Raw genomic sequence first — 19,651 nt, 5'->3', positions numbered from 1 at the left:
CTCAAGAAAGTGCATAGAAAGCGTAGCACAATTATCCAACGCTACGACGATTCCACGGCAAGGTGCAGGCAAAGACGATAGCCGGCCTCGGCCGCGATCTGTCCCAGCAGGGCCGTCAAACATCAAACCGTGTCGGCGTCCGCCAATTGCATCCGACGCCGGCAGACCTCGAGTCCGGATCTAAGATTCGGATAAGCCGCGTTAATCCGCTCGGAGCATCGCATCAACCCTGGACCGCCCCGTCAGGTCGCGCAGATACCGCCAAACTGCCCGCGTTGCCTGGCAATCGTTGATCGCCCGATGGTTGGCACCGTCCCAATCGAAGCCGACATAGTCCGCCCGGTACTACCAGGTCTTTCTCGACCGGTATCTGTTGGGCTCGTCCAGTTGTCGGCGTACAACGGTTCCGAACGCGAGGTGCTGCCGGTCCCGGCCACCTATGTTATCGACCGCGATAGCGTTGTGCGCTTCGCCGTCTGGCCGGAGGCCGGCCTTATGCACGTTCGACGGCTACCAACGCAGCGCCCAGGGTCCGAGGACGGCACCAAGGGTGCCTGTCAGACCGATACCGAGGCTATACCAGATGGCGACGAAGGCCGGCGACAGCTCGGTGCAGGATAGGCTGTAGCCGAGTGCGCCGAGAGCGCCGGCCAGCAGGCCAGCCGCCAGGCCGGCGGCCCTCGGTCGTGTGGGCGCCAACCCGCGCAAGGCCCAGAGCGCACCGGCCAGTGCCGGCAACGACAGGGCGAGCACGTTGACGGGGCAGCGCGACCAGGAATGGCCAAGGACGAACGCCAGGCGCTCTCCCGCCGGGGTGACCAGTAAGGCCCCCAAAGCAAGCAGACCCATGGCCGTCAACACCAGCAGCAGGGCACTCAGCGGCGCACGGGTGCGCGGCACCGGCCGACCCAGCCGCGCGGCGAGCCAGGCCGTCGCCGCCGCCAAGCCGCCGGCGTAGGCAAACTTGATCCAGGGGGCCGGGGTCGCGAAGAGTTCAGCCGGGATCGGGCCGAAGATTGCCAATGCGCCTGCCGCGCTCGCGACGACGCCGAGCGCCATCATCGGCAGCAACCGGCGCGCCTCGACCCAGCGCGGGGCCGGACCAGCGCCGGTGGCCAGGAGGTCGATCAATTCGTTGGTCTTCATACTGTCTTCCTCACCCTGTCCGGCGCACCAGTTCAGCAAGCCGTTTGAGGCCTCGGTGGACCTGTACCTTCAGGGCCGAGGCGGAGATGCCGGTGCGTTGCGACGCCTCCGCGATGGACAACCCTTCCAGTTTGATCAGGGAAATCGCGTGTTGCTGCGCCTGCGGCAACTCGGCCAGCAACGTCGTCAGGTCGCGCTGCGCCGTCGGCTCCTCATGCACCGCGGGCTGGTCGCGCTCCGCCAGTTCATCGAAGGGTTCGTGCAAGGCCTCGCGGCGACCGCGGCGTCGCCACAGGTCGATGAGCTTGTGGCGTGCGATGGCGAGCGCCCAGCGGCTGACCGGGACGGCCGCGTCATAACTGCCGCGTTGCAGATGGATCGCGAGCAGCGTCTCCTGCACCAAGTCCTCCAGTTCATCCGGCAGCGACTGCATGCGTCGCCTCAAGAAGCCCCGTAGGCGATCGGCTAGGCAGCTCAGGGCCTCTCGATAGGCGGCTTCGTCTCCGGCCTGCGCTCGGACCCACAGTGGACGCAGCTTGGTCTCGAAATCATCCATGGGCGGAGTGTGTGTGGTCATCGCATCGCCATCGCTATCGATCCAGTCGCTGCTCGGGCATTAAAGGTTACAGCGCGCCGGAAATCGGCCCGGCGAAAAAGATTACCCCTCGGCTGTAACCGAAAGCGGTGCCCGGGCGACTGGATCATCGAGGACGCAATGTCAAGGTCAGCAGGCCCAGCCCATTCGATCCGAATGGGTTCCGCCATCGAGCTGGTCGTCCGGTTCTCACATCAACCTCCCGCTGCACTACATTTCGGAGCAATCATCATGACTCAATCCCGTGCCATCCAGACCACCACCACCGCCGCTGCACTCGCCCTGGCCTTGGGGACCGCGCTGACCCTCGGCAACACCGCCGTCGCCGGCGAAGGGGCCGCCAAGGAAAAGTGTTACGGCATCGCGCTCAAGGGCAAGAACGACTGCGCCGCCGGCCCCGGCACCAGTTGCGCCGGAACCTCGAAGGTGGACTATCAGGGCAACGCTTGGAAGTACGTCCCTGCCGGCACCTGCGAGAAGACGGCCTCTCCGACGTCCCCGACTGGACAAGGCCAGCTCGCGGCCTTCAAGGCAATGTAGGCCCAGCCGCCAGGGGGCCGGCGCCGACCTCGCGAGGTCCGGGCGCCGGCCCGATCGCTCACCTCATGCGATTCAACGAGGAACGACCGTGACGACCATCGCTCCCCCGGCTGCCGCCGTCGGCATCGGCCTCAAGACCCGGCATGTCCCGGAGGTCATCGATCTCAAACCGACATTGGACTTCTTCGAAGTGCATGCCGAGAACTACATGGTTGCCGGCGGACCCGCGCTGCGACAGCTGACTGAGGTCCGCGAACATTTCCCTCTGTCCATCCACGGCGTGGGATTATCCATCGGCGGCGCGGCGCCCCTCGACCGGGGACATCTCGATCGGCTGGCCACCCTCCTGCAACGCTTTGAACCGGTCTGGTTCTCGGAACATCTCGCCTGGTCCAGCCACGGCGGCGCATTCTATAACGACCTGCTGCCGCTGCCCTACAACACCGAAACCCTGGCGCGCGTTTGCGACCATATCGACGCGGTGCAGGAACGCCTCGGCCGACCTCTGCTGCTGGAGAACCCCAGCACCTATGTCGAGTTCGCCGCGTCGACCATGGACGAGGGCCGCTTCCTGGCCGAGGTGGCGGCGCGGACCGGCTGCGGCCTACTGCTGGACGTGAACAATGCCTACATCAGCGCGGTGAACCACGGCCGCGACCCTTGGGATCTGATCGCTGCGCTCCCGGTCGCGGCCGTCGGCGAGTTCCACCTGGCCGGTTTCGCCGAGGACTGCGATGGCGCCGGCGATCGACTCCTCATCGATACCCACGGCGCGCCGGTGGCCGAAGCGGTCTGGGACCTCTACCGCCGCACGTTGCGGCATCTCGGTCCGCGGCCTACCCTGATCGAGCGCGACCAGGCGATCCCGCCGCTGGCGATCTTGGTCGCGGAGGCGGAGCGTGCCCGGTCGGCATTGGTCGGCACTGCCGCTTGGCCGGAGGCCGCGTGATGATCACGCACGACCCGATCCAAGCGGGATTTGCCGACGCTTTGCTGGCCCCGGAGCAATCCCTGCCGCCGGGGTTGATCACCTGGAATGGCTCAAATCCGTCGGTGCGTTTCGACGTTTACCGCAACAACGTCGTGGTGTCCCTGACAGAGGCACTGTCGGACGGGTTTCCGGTCACCCGCGCGCTGGTGGGCGAGACCTTCTTCGCGGCCATGGCACGTTGCTTCGCTTCCGAGTACTTACCCTGCTCGCCGATCCTGACCGACTACGGCGATGCGTTGCCGGACTTTATCGCAGCCTTCCCGCCCGCCCATGGACTTCCCTACCTGTCGGACTTGGCGCGGCTGGAACGGGCACGCGTGAAGGCCTACCACGCCGCCGACGTCCGCGCTCTGACGGTCCAGGACCTGGCCCATCATCTCGCCGATCCGCAACGGCTGCCAGCGGCCCGTCTGGCGCTGCATCCGGCTTGCACCCTACTTGTCTCCGAGCACGCCGTCGTCTCCTTGTGGGCGGCGCATCAGGGCCAAGGACGGATCGAGGACGTGGACCTTTGCCGATCGGAGTCGGCGTTGGTGCTGCGCGACGGCGACGAGGTGCTGATATGGCCGCTGTCGCCGGGAATCGACCACTTTTTTGCAGCGCTTGCGGCGGGCGCACCGCTGAGCGAGGCCGCCGAGGTCGCCGCGGCGACGGCTGCGGATTTCGACCTGGCCCGGGCCCTGGCACTGCTCATCCATCATGGCGGCATCGCTGCCTGGCAACCCTCAGGAGAACCGACAACATGAACACGACGCTCACCGCCGAGCCGACCCAACGCGGCACCTCTCGTCTCGCCCCGGCCTCGCTGATCACGGCCGGCAACCGGGCCATGGCCCGCATTCCGGACGACCTGATCGCATTGCTCGGACGCTTTTCCATTGCCGCCGTGTTTTGGAAGTCGGGCCAGACCAAAATCGAGGGCTTCGCCGTCGATCTCGTCGAGGGTAGCGTCCAGCTCGGTTGGCCGCGACTCTCGGACTCCGCGGTGGCGCTGTTTCAGTATGAGTATGACCTGCCCCTGCTATCCCCGGAGCTGGGCGCCGTGCTCGCGGCCCTCGGCGAGCACGTGCTGCCGGTTTTGCTGCTGCTGGGCTTGGGCACGCGCTTTGCGGCCCTGGGCCTGCTGATCATGACCGCGGTGATCCAGTTCTTGGTCTATCCCGGCGCCTATGCGACCCATGGGGTCTGGGCCGCCGTCCTGCTGTACCTTATGGCGCGCGGGCCAGGGCGCATCTCTCTGGATCAGCTGATCGGTCGCCAACGAACATGACGGGCTTGGCGGCAGGTGTGCGCGATGGGCCTGGAGTGCACTGATGACGCGACAGGCTCTGTTGCATCTTGTCGAGTTGAGTGGTGAGGGGAAGTTGGAGCATCGCACGGATCGCCTTCTCGCTGCGGCAACCCACTACCCAAGTCGTCTGCTGCGGCGACCGCGCGTGCGCCACAGGTGGGCGTAGAGGAGTCCGTTGCCGACCAAGAGGGCGAGACCGAGCAGGATTTGGGTCCCGCGGGTCAGTCCCGGCGGGTAGATCAGAGGCATGATGTAGTGGTCGATGAAGCCGCCGCTGTAACCGCCCTCCCCTGCTGTAAGCCGCCATTGGATCTCAAGCGGCGTGAGCGGACAGATGAAGCCGCCGAGCTCGATGGCGATACCCCAGAGGAGACACGGTAGGTGCAGGTAGGCCATCACCGGCCAGCGCAACGTCAAGAGTCCGCCAAGCGCGACGAAGGCGATGAAGAGGGCGTGCAGGAGGACGAGGCCGTCTGCCACGAGGCTCGGGTTCATGAGACCTCGACCGGCTTCAGGGCTACGGGATGGAGGGCCTCGATCTCGGCGTAGCGGTCGACAAATGTCTCCGGTCGATCAACGTCTCCAAAGGAGCTGGTCGACATAGCGTTTCACCAGCCGATGTCCGGGTGTGTCGATCGTCGTGAACTCGAGGTTGGTGCGGTGGAGGCCGTCGCTCGGCTGGGTTCGCAGGACCCGCGCATAGACCTCGGTTGCCGGGTCGGCACCGAATTCGGGGACGAAGGTGAGGATCACCTCCGAATAGGGCGGAAGAATCAGGGGTAGGTCGGCGTTCATCCCGTAATAGCCGAGATCGTTTGCCTTGCCCATGAAGCGTTGCGCCAGGATGCACTTGGACTCGACCCGACGGAAGGCGACCGGGAAGTCCACCAGGACTCGCGGCGAGCGGCGGATCTCGACCTGCGGGACCACCAGTCGCTGCGGGCCATCGACAGCGAGCAGCTCGTAGAGGGTGATCTCGCGGGCCTTGCCCTTCACGAAGAGCGAGTTGGCGCTGCCGATGTCGATGTAGTCGCGTGCGGATGCGTAACTGGCATCGCTGAGCAGCACCTGCCCGCGCAGGCTGTAGCCCTCCATCCGCGCGGTGAGGTTCACGGTGTCTCCGATCACGGTGTACTCGTTGTAGGCCCGTGAGCCGAAGCTGCCCGCCATGACGCTGCCGCTGTTCACGGCGATTCCGGCATAGATATTGGGCTCTCCGATCAGTTGGCTCTCGCGGTTGAGATCGAGCATCGCCTGCTGCATTTCGACCGCACAGGACAGCGCGCGTTTGAGGTGATCATCACGGCGAAACGGCGCGCCGAAGAGCGCCATCACTGCATCGCCCATGAACTTGTCCACGACGCCGCCGTGCCGGTGGACCAGCTCCACCATCCGGGCGAAGTATCGATTGAGAAGTCTGATGATGGTTTCAGGGGGTTGGGATTCGGTCAGCGACGTGAACCCGCGAATATCGGCGATCAGGATGGTCGCCTCGACCGCTTCGATCGGCTGAGATTCGAGCAAGAAGGCGTCGAGCAGCGGATTGAGCCGCTCGATCATCGCCTCGTCTTGTCGGTTCGGCGCTTCGGTGTCGTAGACCTGTTGCGCCAGGCTGGAGATGCGCGCAACCAACGACTGTCTGTCTCTGTGCTGCATTGGACGAGACTGCTTCTAGATCCCTGTCACCAAGAATGGCACAGGTTGAACGAAGGTGGGACAAAAAAAGCCCGCCGCAATCGGTTCGATCCGTCGCGCACCAGTCCTTGCCCCGGGATCCTAATTGTCCGCGCAGGTTCGGCGCGTCCCATCGGCGCATTGACCTCGCGCGGCATCACAATTCGTCGGAAGTGATTGACTTTTTTCATGGGAGAATTGTTCCGAACGGAGCAATCTGGTGTTTTTCGGGGATGTCGCGACCCGTCCCCGGTTCACACCATGCACCGATCTCAGGAGACTTCCTCGGAATGGATCGCTTTACCCGCATCTACAGTATCGCTATCGGCATCATCGTCATCGGCGCTTTGGCCGTTTGGATCAGCTCGGCCTGGAAGCCGCAGGTTTGGGAGCTCGATCAGGTGCTGGAGGCCGACCCGCTGGTCTCGTCCTACCCCTATCGCTTCCGGGTGGTCTCGTTCGATAACGGCGTCGCAACGATTTCGACACCTCGCTCGTTCGACGTGCCCGCGTACCGTTTTCTCGCCATCATCCACCCGAATCTGACCAACAAGGCGGACAATGATCCGCAGGTCATCGCCGCTCAGCAGGATTTGATCGATCACCAGAAGCGTGCCCAAGGCCTGATTCTGGCGCAACCGCAGGTCGAATCCGTTGAGTGGGAGCTGGATACTCAGTGGCTCGCGGCGCGTGGAATTTCCGTCTCGCCCACGCCGTGACATTGCCGTGTCCAGGCTGAACGCGCGTGGGGTGTCCTCGGAAAGCCGGGCGTGTCCCGCGCGCGCCTCTTCCCTTTTCCGCCAATGTGCGTAACCGGCCGGAGCCGCTATACTCTTGGCCTCGCAGTCAGTTGGACCGTTGTGAGGTCCTTCTGGATGGAGCGGAGCCGCAGGTGAATCTATCACGGATTCCGGCAGTCGAACCTCGGTGTCCCTTCGGAAGTCGACCCTCAGCCTGGAGCACCCGATGCACGGCAATATCCCGGAGCAAGATCCCCTTGTGGCAAGTGTTGGTCGGCGTCGGCGCCGGCTCTACAACCTGTTGGGCTGGCTGTGTTTCGGATTGGGCTTTTTGGGGATGGTGTTGCCGTTGATGCCCACAACGGTGTTCTGGATCTGTGCGACGTGGCTGTGGCTGCGCAGCTCGCCCAAGCGGGTACGTTTCCTGGTCGAGCATCCGCGCTTCGGCGCGTCGATTCGTGTTTTTCTCGAGCGCGGCGAGATGTGTCGGACCGGCAAGACCGCCGCCATCGGCAGCATGGCGATCAGTTGGTCGGTTTGGTACGGGCTTGCCACCCCGGGGCCCGTGCTGGCGCTGTCCGTCGCGGCCATTCTCGGTTTGGTGGCGCTGTGGATCGGAACGCGCCCGGAAGGTCCAAAGCCGCAGACGCAGGCGCGGGTGAGCCTGGACCTCAATGCGCTCTCACGCACAGACGGTCCCTCGAAATCTCGCAGGAATCCGCCGAACTGAGCTGCGTCCGAGCCTGTGGGTGACGCGGCTCACTCGGCGGCTTCCCCCTATCCTTTGCTTCGGCCTCAATCGTAGATCAGCTCGGACCAACGTCCCTCGTCGATCATCCTCTCCTTGATCGCTTTCCACTCTTCGGATGACCCTACGCGTTCGGCCATCACCTTGTCGAAGACCACCGCGATCTTGCCCAGTCCCGACAGGAAGACGTGCGTGTTGGGTTCGTTGATGAGGTGCAATGCATCGTCGGCGTTGTCGGCTAAACCGTGCTCCAAGGCCTGCGATGAGGTCATCAAGGGACGCGTGCCGAGGGCCCGGAACGCCTTGAAGGTCTTCTCGTCGTAATAGTTGGCAAGATCGGTGGTCTCGTCGTTGGTGTACATGAGATCCAGACCGCTGCGGCCGCCGTAATAAAGCCGAACCTGTCCCTTCCAATCACCGCGCCGCTCGTAGATCAGTTGTGCAAAGGCCCGAAACGGCGCAATGCCGGTCCCGGTCCCGATCATGAGTAGGTTGGCCCGATTGTCCAACGGCATCTTGAAGGGACTGAGATAGGGGCCACTGATCGTCAACGAGGCACCCGCCTTCGCATCGCAAAGATAGTTCGAGGCGATACCCGGATAGCGCTCTCCGCTGACCTCGTCGATATAGAAGCAGCGGCGTACCAGAAGATCGATCTCAACCCCGGTGTCGACCGGAAGACTGCGCGCGTTTGCAATCGAATAACGCCGGAGATGGTACGGATTGCCGAACGGATGCGGTCCGGGAACGATCACGCCGATGCTTTGGCCCTCGACGAACTGAAAAGCGGGATCGGGCACCTGGAGGGTGATATGGCGGACCTCGTCGGATTTCTCCGGTGTGATTCGCCTGGAATCCTTGATGAATGCCTGAGTCGTAGGACCCAATTCGGCCGTGGCTTCACTCATGTTTTAGGTGCTCCTTTGATCTTGCCGGCCCCATTGGAGCCGAGACGAGATGGATATAATGTGTCGGCGCCGCACGCGCGACGACGAAGCTGAAAATCATGCCTTCTTCCGCGCCGGTCCCGCTCGTAAGGCCGCTGCTTAGCGACGCTCGCAACTCCCGCTGCCGCATGAACAACCGCCGTCGTTGCGCCGGAAGGGTCCGAGCTCCGGATGTCGGGCGGCGAAAGCGGCATAGATGCGCTCCACCAGGACCCAAGCCGCGAGCACCAGAAAGATGACCAGCGAGGCCGAGAGCACCTTAACCATGCGAGCCCCCGAGCCCGGCGAAGCCCATGAAGGCGAGCGACAGAAGCCCCGCCAGCATGAGGCTCATGGCCGCGCCCTGGCTGACGCTGGGCACGCGGGCAAGCTCTAGCTTCTCGCGCAGCCCGGCCATCAGCATCAAGGCCAGCATGAAGCCGCCACCCGCCCCGAGGGCATAGACCAGGCTCTGCACGAAGTCGTACTCCTTCGCGGTCTGAAAGAGCGCGAGGCCCAGGATGGCGCAGTTGGTCGTGATCAAGGGCAGAAAGATACCGAGCGAGCGAAAGAGCGCGGGGCTGTAGCGTTTGACGAACATCTCGACCAACTGCACCGCGGAGGCGATCACCGCGATATAGCAGATAAGCCGCAGGAAGAGCAGATCGAGCTCCGTCAGCAGCCAATTGATCCCGTAGGCGCTCATCGAGCTGACCAGCATGACGAAGATAACCGCCAGGCCCATGTTCCACGCGGTGTCTTTCTTCGCCGAGACACCCAGGAAGGGACAAATGCCGAGAAAGAGCGCCAGTACGAAGTTGTTGACGACAGCTGCATTCAAAAAGATGAAATAGAGCGATTCATCCTGCATTGGCGGCGACTCCGGATTGGTCCATGACCTTGCGTTCCTTACGCTGACGTAGCCAGTTGAAGAGCAGCAGCCAAGTCCCGAGCACGAAGAAGCCGCCCGGCGGAAGAATCATCACCACCCAGGGTTGGAAGCCTTCGCCGAACAAGGCGATCCCGAGGATGCTTCCGCTGCCGAGGATCTCCCGAACGGTACCGAGTGCGAGCAGTGCAATGGTGAATCCCGCGCCCATTCCGAGACTGTTGACCAAGGTCGTGTGCAGGCGCTGTTTCGAGGCATAGGCCTCGGCACGCCCGAGGATGACGCAGTTCACCACGATCAGCTGAATGAAGGCGCCGAGTGCGGCATAGAGTTCCAGACTGATCGCCTGAATCCCGTAGTCGACGATGGTGACGAAGGTCGCGATGATGATGATGTAGCTGGCGATGCGAACCTGTTTGGGGATCCAGTTGCGCAGGAGCGAGATCAGCAGGCTTGAGCACACCAGCACGAAGGTCGTCGCCAGCCCCATCGCGATCGCGTTCATGGTCGAGTTGGTGACGGCCAGGACCGGACACATGCCGAGCAGCATCGCAAAGACCGGATTCTCTTGCCAGAGCCCCCTTAGGAAGGTATCTAGGCTCAACGTTTCCTGCGGATTGGGCAATTCAGCCATGGGTCGTCCCTCTTAGCGCGAATAGGGTGCTGATCACGGCGCTGCCGCGGCGAGCTTGGCGAGATCTCGGCGAATATTTGGCACAAAGCGCTCCGCGGCATCGTTTGCCGCCCGAGCCATCGCCTTGCCCGAGATGGTTGCACCCGAGATGCCGTCGATCTGCCAGGGGTCAGTCTTGGTGCCGTGCGCGACCAGGACAATCGGATTGGCCAGGCCCGTGCCTTCGGGGTTCAGGCTGGCGTCGAGCGACACGAAGTTCTCGAGAAAGGCCGGATCCGAGTCGATCTTATCCCCCAGCCCCGGTGTTTCGGTCGATCGCAAGACCTTGCTGCCGATGATGCACTCGCACGCGGGATCGTAGCCGAAGAGGAACTGGATCACGTCTTGATAGCCGCGCGCGGCGCCGGGAAAAGCGATGCCGCGCAGACGTCCGTCGGCTCCGAATCCGGCGAACACGGTCACGCCGACCGCACCCTCGCCCGCCGGCGCCAAACCTTGATCGGTCAGCACGAAGTCGACCTTCGAAACGGCGCCCGGCAGTACTTCGAAGACCGCCTGCTCGGTCAGGATTCGCTCGTTCTCGGCGATGATCGGCTTGGTCGCCTGATAGACCAGGACCACCAGGAGGCCCGAGAGGATCGCGATGCCGGCCAGGGTGCGCAGCATCGGCCAGCTGGGTGCGATCTGCGCACCCGGCCCCGTCGGACCCCCGGGTTGAACCTCAACCTTGATGCTCATCTCCTACTCGACCTCCCGCGTCTTCTTGATCGCGCCGTAGACCCGCGGCTGTGTCCAGCTCGAGATCAAGGGTCCGGCGGCATTGGCGAGCAGGATCGCGTACATCACGCCCTCCACGAGGCCGCCGAACAGACGGATCACGACCGTCACGATGCCGATGAAGAGTCCGTAGAGGATGACGCCGCTGGTGGTAACCGGCGAGGCGACCATGTCGCTGGCCATGAACCAGGCCCCGAGCATGAGTCCGCCCGAGAAGAGCACGAACCAGGGGCTCGGATAGACACTGCTGTCCATCAACCAAAAGGGCAGCGCCGTGAGCGCCGCACCGGCCATTACGGCGACGGGGATGCGCCAGTCCAGCATGCGTTTGAAGGCGAGCCAGAGTCCGCAGATCAGGATCAGGAGAGCGGAGGTCTCGCCGGCGGAACCGGCGATCATCCCGGTGAAGACCTCGGTGACCGGCGGCTCGATCTGCTGGAACTTCTGCAGTGCAAGCGGCGTGGCACCGGTCCAGGCGTCGAGCTGGAGACCCATGATCCAGTCCTTGACCGGGGTCGGCTGCATGAAGGGCAGCGTGAAGGTCGAGGGGATGACCTCGGTGAAGCGACCGGGCGCGAACGCGGGGGTCCAGGTCGTGATCGCGACCGGGAAGGCCGCCTGCACAAAGGCGCGCCCGACCAGGGCCGGATTCATGACGTTGTATCCCAGCCCGCCGAACAGCGCCTTGCCCAAGGCCACGCCGACGAAGGCGGCGACCGCCGCCATCCAGAGCGGAAAGCCCGGGGGCAAGGTCAGCGCGAGCAGGATCCCCGTGATGACGACGGACCAATCCGAGACGGTATTGCCCTGCCCGCTCGCCCGCGCGAAAAACCACTCGGTCGCGATCGCCGCGCCTGTCGTGGTGAGGATCAAGAGCAGCGCACTCAGTCCGAATTGAAAGACCGCGAAGGCACAGATCGGTAAGAGCGCAAAGACCACGTTGCGCATGATCCGGTCGACGCTGATCGCCCGCTTCAGATGCGGGGAGGTTCTGATCTCGATGGGCTTAGGCATTGCGATCTCGATTGATCGATTTGGCGATCCGGAAATACTGCGTCAGCGGGATGTTGGAGGGGCACACATAGGCGCAGCAACCGCATTCGAAGCATTGGTTCAGGTTGAATTCCTCGGCCATGCGCTCGTACTGACGGGCCAGCGCCAGCTCGCCGAGCATGGATGGATTGAGCGAGACCGGGCACGCCTTGAGACATTCTGCACACTTGATACAGGGATAGACCTTACGCCTGTCCAGGTCAGGGTCTTCACGTTCCAGTGCCACGACGCCCGAGACGGCCTTCGTTACCGGCACATCGAGCGAGGCGACCGCCATGCCCATCATGGGGCCCCCGAGGATGACCTCGCCGACCCGGTCCGCCGCGAGCCCGACCTGCTCGAGCAGGAACCGCAAGGGTGTACCGATCGGGACCATGAAGTTGCCCGGGTTGGCAACCGCCGGACCGCTTACGGTAACAACGCGCTCGATCAGTCCCCTGCCCCTGGGCAAGAGATCGCCCATTTGGGCGAGTGTGCCGACGTTGTAGACCGCCACGCCGATATCCGCCGGCAGGCCGCCGACCGGAACCTCTTTTCGCAGGAGGCTCTTGATGAGCATCTTCTCCGCGCCTTGCGGATATTTGGTCTCGACGGCTTCGGCGGTGATCGGCAGATCCTTCGGCAAGACCGCCCGCAGGTGCGCGACCGCGTCGAGCTTGTTGTCCTCGACACCGATGATGGCCCGCTTGGCGCCGGTCGCCTTGAGCGCGAGCTTGATGCCGCGGATCAAGGCATCGCTCTGCTCGAGCATGATCCGATGGTCGCAGGTCAGGTAGGGCTCGCATTCGCAGCCGTTGACGACGACCGTCTCGATCACCTTCCCCGCCGGTGGCTTCAGCTTGACATGGCTCGGGAAGGCCGCGCCGCCGAGTCCGACCAACCCGGCATCCTGCACGGCCGCGACGATCTCCTCGGACGTCATCGTGTCGAGGTCGCGCTCCAGGTCATAGAGTACCTCTTGGCTCGCGGCCTCGTAGACCTTGAGGAAGATCGCTTGCGTCTTGGGTCCGTCGGCTGTGGGTGTCAGCGCGATCGCCCGGATCACCCCGGTCGCCGGGGCATGCATGGGGACCGACACGAAGCCCTCGGCGCGGGCGATCGGCTCGCCCCGCACAACCTCCTGGCCGACCTTGACCAAGGGCACGGCCGGCGCCCCCTTATGCTGGGCGAGCGGGATGACCAGCTCGGGCGCAAAGGGGAGCCGCCGGATCGGCTTGTCCGCCGTCAGCTCCTTGTGCTCGACCGGGTAGATGCCGTGGTCGAAGGTGCGATGGCGTTGGAAGAGACTGAAAAGACCCATGCGTGACTGCTGTGTTGGGTTGGGATCGGGATCGCGCTTCGCACCGGGCCCGTCGGGCCCGGCACGCTGCGCTGCGGCACGCCGCGCCTGACGGCACCGGCGCGATCGCGCGTCTCGGTGCGCCTACTGGTACTTCGCCGCACGCTTAAGCAGCTTCTCCAGGCCGGCCTCGGCCGGGTTCCAGGGGGTCCCCGGGTGGATGCAGCCGGCGGTGCACTTCTCGGCGGCCTTCACGATGTCCTGGTAGGAGCCGCCCTTGGGATCGATCACCTCGACCTTTTTCTCGGCGTTGTATTTGAAGATCTTCGGGTTGATCGTGATGCACTCATCGCAGGCGGTGCATTCCGGGGTCTCGACCCAGACCGGCTCCCAGTCGGTCGCTACGCCGTTGCCGGCGCCATTGCCGCTCGCTGCCGAGGCACCGTTGCCGCCGTGGCCGTTGCCGCCGCCCGCGAAGGATGCCAATGCTCCGACGTCGCCGCCGGCCATGGCGAGCAGGCTGCTGGTGAGCTTTTGCGCCATCTCGGCCTTGGCCTGGTTGCGCACCTGCTCGACGTCGACCTTATTGAGATGGCCGCAGATGCCGCGCAGCTGTGTCCAGAAGGCACGGCGCTCTTCGCAGGAGGCAACCAGCTCTTGGGAAACCAGGACACGCATCAAACGGTTCTTGCCGTCCACGCCCCAGACGTAGGGGAAGTGCCCGATGCGTGCGTCCTCGTCCATCTCCAGGAACTCGGCCATGGGGATCATGGCGTCGTTCCAGGTCTCGGGCGGGGCCTTGCGGAAGTGTTTGCGGAACCGGCCCTCGGTCATCGCAAAGTCCGCGAAGGTAAAGGGGACGGTCATCTCGGCCGGCTCGCCCTTCTCGTCGGTGTACTTCAGCGTCCAGCTGATCCAGTCCTGGTCGATGTTCCGGTTGCCCTCGATGGAGCAGCATTCCTCGAAGCTGGTGCCGGCATCCGGGTCGAAGCGGAAGAGCGGATAGGCGCGGGACTCGATGGCCATCCGGCTTTGATGCGTGGACATCTCGTCGCCGATGCCGTGCTCGGGTTGGCAGCTGGTGTAGATGTTGAACAGCGCCGGGTGACGGGCATTGAGTCCGTCGATGAAGCCCTCGAGCAGATGCGTGAGATTGCCGGCCGCGCCGTTGAGCACGAAGCTGGTGCGGTGAGCCATACCGATCAGGCCCATCTCCTTGCGGATCTCGGTCTTGCCTTTGCCGACTTTGCCGTAGGGGGCCATGTCGGCGACCTGGCCGATGAAGCCGGAGGTGCAGGACTGACCACCCGTATTGGAGTAGACCTGGGTGTCGAGCACCATGATCTTGACCGGGTGGCCGGACATGAGCGCACGCGAGAGGTTTTGGAAGCCGATGTCGTACATAGCCCCGTCGCCGCCGACCGCGACGACCGGCGGACAGAGCAGCCACTCTTCGTCGGAGAAGTCTTTCCAGCCGAAATAGGTCAGTGCCTCGCCGTGCTCGGCCGGGTTGTAGCCCCGCTCGAGCTCCAGACGCGCCATGCGGATCGCCTTGAAGCCCTCGCCCATCTTGCGCATGTGGCCTTCGAAGAGACCGAGTGCGATCGAGGGCGAATCCTGGAAGAGATGATTCGACCAGGGAAAGGGATAAGGATTGAAGGGGAAGGTTGCGCCCCAGACCGAGGAGCAGCCGGTGGCGTTGACGATCCCCATGGATGAGCGTGGTTGGACGGCGGTGTACTGCGACTTGAGATGACGCAGCTTGTCGAGAACACCCGTCACCCAGGTCAGCCACTCGGGATCGACCGGCTCGGCGCTGCGGTCATGATCCAGCTCGGCGGATAGGTCGGACAGGCGCAGGTCCGCGTCCTTGTGTGCGTTGACCGCTTTACTGATCGCTGCCGAATTGGTCAGGTCGATCTTGGCGGCGAGCTTCAACCGGACATGGGTCTCGAGTCGGTTGATCAGGTCGTCGAGATCGGCGAGGTGACGCTTGACACGGGGTTGCATCAACGCCGCGACGGTGGCGGTGAAGAGGTGAATGACGGTCTTCTCGCCGCAGCCCATGCAGGAGCCGTCGCCCGAGACCATCGATTGGTAGTTCGACTTGTCGAGCAGCAAGGTCTCGAGCGCGCCGATCTTGTCGTCCAGATCATCGATGCGGATGAACTCCGGACCTGTCGTCGGCAGGTCGAGCCAGAAGTCCCACTTGGCGCGCATCTGCTCGATGGTTTCCGTGGTCTGGGGCTCGGAGACAAGGGCGCCGTCGTCGCAGACCTCGATACACTCGTTGCAGCCCTTGCAGGTATAGGGGTTGACGGTGATGCTGAAGAGTCCGCCGCTGCCTTTCTGCTTCTTCTCGCGGTTGTTCCAGTAGGGTTTGGTGACGGCGAATTGATAGTCGCCGAGGGCCTGCATCATGAGGCCGAATTCCTGCTCCATCGCGGCCTTTTGCTCGGGCTCGCCCTGATAGGCGGCCAGGGTCTCGAGCACCGCGCGGTCCATCAGCTCGCGCATGTCGGGGGCATCCCCGGCCGCATCGATGAGTTTGCGCAGACGCTTCTCGACGTTGCGGGTCTCGCGGCGCAGGTGCTGGGTGGGCATGCCGCGCTCCACCCGGGCGATCGCGGCTGCAAAGATGTCGGAGACCCTGTTGACCAGACCCGGGATGGCGCTGTCGGGACAGACCGAGAAGCAGTTGCCGCAGGCGGTGCAGTTCTCGGGGACGTACTTGGGATAGGTAAAGCGGATCTGCGTCATGTCGCGATAGACGCCGCTGGAGGCGGGCATCAGCGACAGGGCCATGTGCGGATCGGCCAGATTGTCGCTGCCGCGACCGCTCGCGTAGAAGGCGCCGGTCTGCTCCCAGAAGCGATGCACGTCGGTCACGCCGCCGTCGCCTTCGGGCAACTGTTTGAGCATGACCGGCAGGCCGACCTCCTTGCGGGGCAGCAGCTGACCGCTGATCAGCGGCTTGTCGACGATCTCGACGATCTCGTCGAAGCCGCGGCGCACGATGCGCAGGTTGTCCTGCACGACACGCTCGCCCTTGGCGCCGAACTTGTGACGGATCTGCTCCTCCATGGCGGAGAAGAGTCCGGCCTCGTCGAGCCCTGCGCGCTCCATCAGAGGGGAAGCGGCGAAGAAGGCTCCCTGGAAGGTGTTGCCCTGCATGCGGATCTGCAGCTCCGGATCGGACGCCTCTTCACGGGCGATCTTGAAGCCGTCGATGTAGTAGACGCGAATCTCGTGCTCGACGATGTATTTGCGCGCGGCCGGCGGGAAGCTGGCCCAGACCTGCTCCGGGTTGTCGAGGCTCGACTGGACGATGAAGCGCCCTCCCCGATCCAGTCCGGCGAGCGGATTGGAGTGCGTGAAGACGTTCGGGTCCGGGCTCAGAACCACGTCGACATAGGTGTATTCGCAGTTGAGCCGAATCGGCTCGGGTGCGGCAGAGAGGAAATAGGTGGTCGGCTGACCCTTCTTCTCCGAGCCGTACTTGGGATTGGCGCGGATATCGAAACCCAGCAAGTCATAAAGGGTCATCGCCAGGTTTTTCCCGGTCGTGACCGCACCCCAGCCGCCGACAGAGTGCATGCGCACCGTGATGGCGCCCTTGGGCAGGAGGTTCGGGTTCTCGCTGCCGCGCAAGGCGAGCTCGCCGATGTGCGGATAGGCGTCCTTGAGGGCCTGGATGCGGATCTCGTCCTTGGGGTCGAAGGGTTTGCGGATGAAGTCGACCGACAGGTAGAAGAATTTACGGTGCGCGCCACCGGGAAGCATGTTCTCGATCGCGGCGATCAGGCCCTCGGGCTGAAGATCGCGCGAGCCCAGCCCGTAGCACCCCGAATAGAGTCGCGGCATGTCGCCCTGGCGATAGACGGCGTAGTCCGGATAGGGCATGCGCTCGCCCTTCTCGACGCTGCCGTTCTCCAGACACTTGGTGAGGGCGGAGCGGACCTCACGCATCACCGGAAGGTCTTCCGCGAGCGGCTGGTCGGTGCGTTCGAGCACGGCCACGCCCTTTCTGCCTTTGAGCATTTGCCCGATGAGATCGCCCGGAAAAGGCCGGTACATCGTCAGGTTGACGACGCCGACCTTGAGCTTGCGGGTCTCGCGCAGGTAATCGGTCACCGCCTCGGCCTGGGTGATCATGCTGCCTTGGCCGAGGATGAGGTAGTCGGCATCCTCGGTGCGGTATCCGCCGACACGCTGATAGCGCCGCCCGGTCAGTGCATGGAATTCGTCCATCACCTGCTCGGCAATCGGCTCGATGTGATCGAAGAAGTAAGGGCGCTGGGCGGCGACGGCCTGCATGTAGGCGTCTTGGTTTTGCACGGAGCCCGATGTCACCGGGTTGTCGACGTCCCAAACCATGGGGACGCGGCGCCGGGTCGGTCCGTAGACCAACTTTTGGGCCGGGGTCGGGCAGGCGATGATGTCGTCGGGGCGACCGCAAAACTCGGCGATCAACTCACGCTCGGGGACGAGCAACGGCTCGATCAGATGGGTGGTTAGAAAGCCGTCTTGACCCACCGCGGCGGGCGTCAAGGTCAGCTCGGCGATCTTGCGGGCGATCAGGTTCAGATCCGCCGCCTCTTGCGCGCTCTTGCCGTAGACCTGGGTGAAACCGGTGTCGTCGATGCAGTGATAATCGTCGTGCGCGCAATGCACGTTCAGGCTCGACTTGGTGATGGCGCGCGCGCCGATGTTGAGCACATAGGGCAGACGCTTGCCGACCGCCGCGTAGAGCGACTCGTGCATGAAGGCCACGCCCTGAGCCGAGGAGAAGTTCACCGCGCGCAGGCCGGTCATGGACATGCCGGCGGTGACCGCCGCTGCGGCGTGCTCGGATTCGGGCTCGACGAAGATCAGCGGGTTTCCCGACACGTTGAGGTGACCTTTGGCAACCTCTTCGGACCAATACTCGCCCATCTGGGTCGAAGGCGTGATGGGATAGGCACCGGCAGCGTCCGAGGCTTCGCGCTCGCACATGATCACGGCGGTGTTGCCGTCCATCGCCATCCGTGTTCCGGGATACTTGACCTGCTTCTCGTCCTTATTTGCGAACTTGGGCTTTCCGAACATGGGGCTTCTCTATGGTTGACCCGGCGGCCCGGCCGCCGGCGATAAGCCGGGGCTCGAGGGCGCGACAGGGTGGATGCTTCGACTCTTCAAACGACCGATTCCGGAGGATGCCGATTGCGGCGGTTGTCGATCCCGGCCGAGGCGTCAAGCCAACGGCAACGCCTCTTTGCGGAACACCTTTCTGGCGTCCTTCCCTTTGACGATCCGACCGTCGGGTTCAAGCCAAACAATGGCGCCGGTCGGGCAGCGCTCGATCGCGACCTTCGAGGCGAGCGCGTTCTTGGCGTAATCCACGACGGCCAGGTTGTCGCAAATCTCGATCAAACCCTCGGGCGAATCCTGAGCGCAGCGTCCGCACGCGGTGCAGACGACATCGCATTCATGCTCGCCCTCGTCTCCCGGGTCCAGGTTCTTGCACGCAACCCACAGGCGATGGCTGATCGCATGCAGGCTGAAGAGATCTTTCGGACAGACGGTGACGCAATCACCGCAGGCGGTGCACTTGGAGGCATCGACGATCGGCAGGCCGTGACGATCGAGTCGGATCGCATCGAAGTCGCAGACCTCGGCGCAATCGCCCATGCCCAGGCAGCCCCATGAGCAACCCTTCCCGCCGCCGGAGACCAAGGCGGCTGCGCGGCAGGATTCCAGACCGCCGTAGGAGGCCCGCAGGAAGGCGACGTGGGCCCCGCCGGCGCAGGCCAGGCGTGCCACACGCTTTTCTTCGGCGCCGAGGTCCACACCCAAAAAATCGGCGATGAGCGTGTTCATCGCGGGCGAGTTCACGGTGCACCGGCCGGGCGCAATCTCACCCTTGACCAGCATCTCGGCGAACGGTCGACACCCCGCCGTACCGCAGGCACCGCAGTTCGCGCGCGGCAGCAAGTCTTCGACCTGATCGATACGCGGGTCTTCGTAGACGTACAGCCGCCGATTCGCCAGGATCAGGATCAGGGCGAGCAGCACGCCGAGTGCGGCCATGAAACCCACAGCGGTCAAGATGGATGCCATAAACAACTCAAATCAGGCAAAGGTCGGACGGGGCGGACGAAGACCGCATGATGAACCAAACGATGTCATGGTTCTCGCGAAGCGGGCCTCGAGACCGTTCGCACTTGGTTGCGGGCATGGCTTCGGCCCGCTTAAAGACTCTGCTAATTTTACGGAATTATGATTTATTAATTTTCATAATTCTGTAAATCGTTACTATTGAATGTCAATAGAAGACTCTGATCCAGATGTTTTTTTTGATCCAGGGCATGGAAGTGACGAACTCTTCC

General features: G+C 63.7%; 19 protein-coding genes. 6 read left to right on the top strand and 13 right to left on the bottom strand.

The window, feature by feature from the left end; translation table 11 throughout:
* Positions 1–510 precede the first annotated feature (510 nt).
* Entirely contained in the window at positions 511–1,146 is a 636-nt protein-coding gene (locus LT988_RS24150) for a DUF1109 domain-containing protein (protein WP_232408056.1), read from the bottom strand.
* Positions 1,147–1,156: 10 nt separating this feature from the next.
* A complete protein-coding gene (locus LT988_RS24145) occupies positions 1,157–1,723 on the bottom strand; it encodes a sigma-70 family RNA polymerase sigma factor (RefSeq protein WP_232408055.1) in 567 nt (188 codons plus the stop codon).
* A 249-nt stretch (positions 1,724–1,972) separates the two neighbouring features.
* On the opposite strand from LT988_RS24145, the gene LT988_RS24140 reads away from it, so the two are divergent.
* The 4 genes from LT988_RS24140 to LT988_RS24125 all read left to right on the top strand — a co-directional run bounded on the left by LT988_RS24140 (position 1,973) and on the right by LT988_RS24125 (position 4,542).
* The gene (locus LT988_RS24140; protein ID WP_232408054.1) at positions 1,973–2,281 is read left to right on the top strand and encodes a BufA1 family periplasmic bufferin-type metallophore; all 309 of its coding nucleotides are present in this window, start codon (positions 1,973–1,975) and stop codon (positions 2,279–2,281) included.
* Between the two features lie 88 nt (positions 2,282–2,369).
* Positions 2,370–3,230: an MNIO family bufferin maturase gene (bufB, locus tag LT988_RS24135; RefSeq protein ID WP_232408053.1), complete on the top strand. Its 861-nt coding sequence runs from the start codon at positions 2,370–2,372 to the stop codon at positions 3,228–3,230.
* Complete coding sequence (locus LT988_RS24130; RefSeq protein WP_232408052.1) at positions 3,230–4,018, top strand: HvfC/BufC N-terminal domain-containing protein; 789 nt, start codon at positions 3,230–3,232, stop codon at positions 4,016–4,018. The genes bufB and LT988_RS24130 overlap by 1 nt, the downstream gene beginning before the upstream one ends.
* Entirely contained in the window at positions 4,015–4,542 is a 528-nt protein-coding gene (locus LT988_RS24125) for a DoxX family protein (RefSeq protein ID WP_232408051.1), read from the top strand. The genes LT988_RS24130 and LT988_RS24125 overlap by 4 nt, the downstream gene beginning before the upstream one ends.
* Before the next feature lie 135 nt (positions 4,543–4,677).
* Here LT988_RS24125 and LT988_RS24120 read toward each other — a convergent pair whose 3' ends face one another.
* Both LT988_RS24120 and LT988_RS24115 read right to left on the bottom strand, forming a co-directional pair.
* On the bottom strand, positions 4,678–5,058 hold the full coding sequence (locus LT988_RS24120; RefSeq protein ID WP_232408050.1) for a DUF2784 domain-containing protein: 381 nt from the start codon (positions 5,056–5,058) through the stop codon (positions 4,678–4,680).
* 78 nt (positions 5,059–5,136) lie between these two features.
* On the bottom strand, positions 5,137–6,219 hold the full coding sequence (locus LT988_RS24115; RefSeq protein ID WP_232408049.1) for an adenylate/guanylate cyclase domain-containing protein: 1,083 nt from the start codon (positions 6,217–6,219) through the stop codon (positions 5,137–5,139).
* Between the two features lie 308 nt (positions 6,220–6,527).
* On the opposite strand from LT988_RS24115, the gene LT988_RS24110 reads away from it, so the two are divergent.
* Positions 6,528–6,956, top strand: coding sequence for a hypothetical protein (locus LT988_RS24110; protein ID WP_232408048.1), 429 nt, complete (start codon positions 6,528–6,530; stop codon positions 6,954–6,956).
* Positions 6,957–7,203: 247 nt separating this feature from the next.
* The gene (locus tag LT988_RS24105) at positions 7,204–7,707 is read left to right on the top strand and encodes a YbaN family protein (RefSeq protein ID WP_232408047.1); all 504 of its coding nucleotides are present in this window, start codon (positions 7,204–7,206) and stop codon (positions 7,705–7,707) included.
* A gap of 65 nt (positions 7,708–7,772) precedes the next feature.
* Here LT988_RS24105 and LT988_RS24100 read toward each other — a convergent pair whose 3' ends face one another.
* The 9 genes from LT988_RS24100 to LT988_RS24060 all read right to left on the bottom strand — a co-directional run bounded on the left by LT988_RS24100 (position 7,773) and on the right by LT988_RS24060 (position 19,382).
* Complete coding sequence (locus LT988_RS24100; RefSeq protein WP_232408046.1) at positions 7,773–8,633, bottom strand: ferredoxin reductase domain-containing protein; 861 nt, start codon at positions 8,631–8,633, stop codon at positions 7,773–7,775.
* 138 nt (positions 8,634–8,771) lie between these two features.
* Entirely contained in the window at positions 8,772–8,939 is a 168-nt protein-coding gene (locus LT988_RS24095; RefSeq protein WP_232408045.1) for a hypothetical protein, read from the bottom strand.
* Complete coding sequence (locus LT988_RS24090; protein WP_232408044.1) at positions 8,932–9,522, bottom strand: electron transport complex protein RnfA; 591 nt, start codon at positions 9,520–9,522, stop codon at positions 8,932–8,934. The genes LT988_RS24095 and LT988_RS24090 overlap by 8 nt, the downstream gene beginning before the upstream one ends.
* A complete protein-coding gene (gene rsxE, locus LT988_RS24085; protein ID WP_232408043.1) occupies positions 9,512–10,174 on the bottom strand; it encodes an electron transport complex subunit RsxE in 663 nt (220 codons plus the stop codon). Before rsxE ends, LT988_RS24090 begins: the two co-directional genes overlap by 11 nt.
* Before the next feature lie 33 nt (positions 10,175–10,207).
* Complete coding sequence (locus LT988_RS24080) at positions 10,208–10,912, bottom strand: FMN-binding protein (protein ID WP_232408042.1); 705 nt, start codon at positions 10,910–10,912, stop codon at positions 10,208–10,210.
* A gap of 3 nt (positions 10,913–10,915) precedes the next feature.
* On the bottom strand, positions 10,916–11,965 hold the full coding sequence (locus tag LT988_RS24075) for an RnfABCDGE type electron transport complex subunit D (RefSeq protein WP_232408041.1): 1,050 nt from the start codon (positions 11,963–11,965) through the stop codon (positions 10,916–10,918).
* Positions 11,958–13,304, bottom strand: a complete 1,347-nt coding sequence (gene rsxC, locus LT988_RS24070) for an electron transport complex subunit RsxC (RefSeq protein WP_232408040.1) — start codon at positions 13,302–13,304, stop codon at positions 11,958–11,960. The genes LT988_RS24075 and rsxC overlap by 8 nt, the downstream gene beginning before the upstream one ends.
* A gap of 123 nt (positions 13,305–13,427) precedes the next feature.
* Positions 13,428–18,371: a 2-oxoacid:acceptor oxidoreductase family protein gene (locus LT988_RS24065; protein WP_232408039.1), complete on the bottom strand. Its 4,944-nt coding sequence runs from the start codon at positions 18,369–18,371 to the stop codon at positions 13,428–13,430.
* A gap of 144 nt (positions 18,372–18,515) precedes the next feature.
* Complete coding sequence (locus LT988_RS24060) at positions 18,516–19,382, bottom strand: (Fe-S)-binding protein (RefSeq protein ID WP_232408038.1); 867 nt, start codon at positions 19,380–19,382, stop codon at positions 18,516–18,518.
* Between the last annotated feature and the right edge of the window lie 269 nt (positions 19,383–19,651).

Origin of the sequence: Thiocapsa bogorovii, assembly GCF_021228795.1 — a bacterium.
GTDB classification, from domain to species: Bacteria; Pseudomonadota; Gammaproteobacteria; order Chromatiales; family Chromatiaceae; genus Thiocapsa; species Thiocapsa bogorovii.
The sequence above is the reverse complement of the archived record's forward strand: the minus strand, read 5'-3'. Positions and strand labels throughout refer to the sequence as shown.

Bases quoted from the DNA above. Each gene is read 5' to 3' on its own strand.
- LT988_RS24105 (WP_232408047.1), top strand. From the start codon at position 7,204: ATGCACGGCAATATCCCGGAGCAAGATCCCCTTGTGGCAAGTGTTGGT.
- LT988_RS24115 (WP_232408049.1), bottom strand. From the start codon at position 6,219: ATGCAGCACAGAGACAGACAGTCGTTGGTTGCGCGCATCTCCAGCCTG.
- LT988_RS24140 (WP_232408054.1), top strand. From the start codon at position 1,973: ATGACTCAATCCCGTGCCATCCAGACCACCACCACCGCCGCTGCACTC.
- LT988_RS24150 (WP_232408056.1), bottom strand. From the start codon at position 1,146: ATGAAGACCAACGAATTGATCGACCTCCTGGCCACCGGCGCTGGTCCG.
- LT988_RS24065 (WP_232408039.1), bottom strand. From the start codon at position 18,371: ATGTTCGGAAAGCCCAAGTTCGCAAATAAGGACGAGAAGCAGGTCAAG.
- LT988_RS24100 (WP_232408046.1), bottom strand. From the start codon at position 8,633: ATGAGTGAAGCCACGGCCGAATTGGGTCCTACGACTCAGGCATTCATC.
- LT988_RS24110 (WP_232408048.1), top strand. From the start codon at position 6,528: ATGGATCGCTTTACCCGCATCTACAGTATCGCTATCGGCATCATCGTC.
- rsxE (WP_232408043.1), bottom strand. From the start codon at position 10,174: ATGGCTGAATTGCCCAATCCGCAGGAAACGTTGAGCCTAGATACCTTC.
- LT988_RS24120 (WP_232408050.1), bottom strand. From the start codon at position 5,058: ATGAACCCGAGCCTCGTGGCAGACGGCCTCGTCCTCCTGCACGCCCTC.
- rsxC (WP_232408040.1), bottom strand. From the start codon at position 13,304: ATGGGTCTTTTCAGTCTCTTCCAACGCCATCGCACCTTCGACCACGGC.
- LT988_RS24090 (WP_232408044.1), bottom strand. From the start codon at position 9,522: ATGCAGGATGAATCGCTCTATTTCATCTTTTTGAATGCAGCTGTCGTC.
- LT988_RS24075 (WP_232408041.1), bottom strand. From the start codon at position 11,965: ATGCCTAAGCCCATCGAGATCAGAACCTCCCCGCATCTGAAGCGGGCG.
- LT988_RS24060 (WP_232408038.1), bottom strand. From the start codon at position 19,382: ATGGCATCCATCTTGACCGCTGTGGGTTTCATGGCCGCACTCGGCGTG.
- LT988_RS24095 (WP_232408045.1), bottom strand. From the start codon at position 8,939: ATGGTTAAGGTGCTCTCGGCCTCGCTGGTCATCTTTCTGGTGCTCGCG.
- LT988_RS24130 (WP_232408052.1), top strand. From the start codon at position 3,230: ATGATCACGCACGACCCGATCCAAGCGGGATTTGCCGACGCTTTGCTG.
- LT988_RS24145 (WP_232408055.1), bottom strand. From the start codon at position 1,723: ATGACCACACACACTCCGCCCATGGATGATTTCGAGACCAAGCTGCGT.
- LT988_RS24125 (WP_232408051.1), top strand. From the start codon at position 4,015: ATGAACACGACGCTCACCGCCGAGCCGACCCAACGCGGCACCTCTCGT.
- LT988_RS24080 (WP_232408042.1), bottom strand. From the start codon at position 10,912: ATGAGCATCAAGGTTGAGGTTCAACCCGGGGGTCCGACGGGGCCGGGT.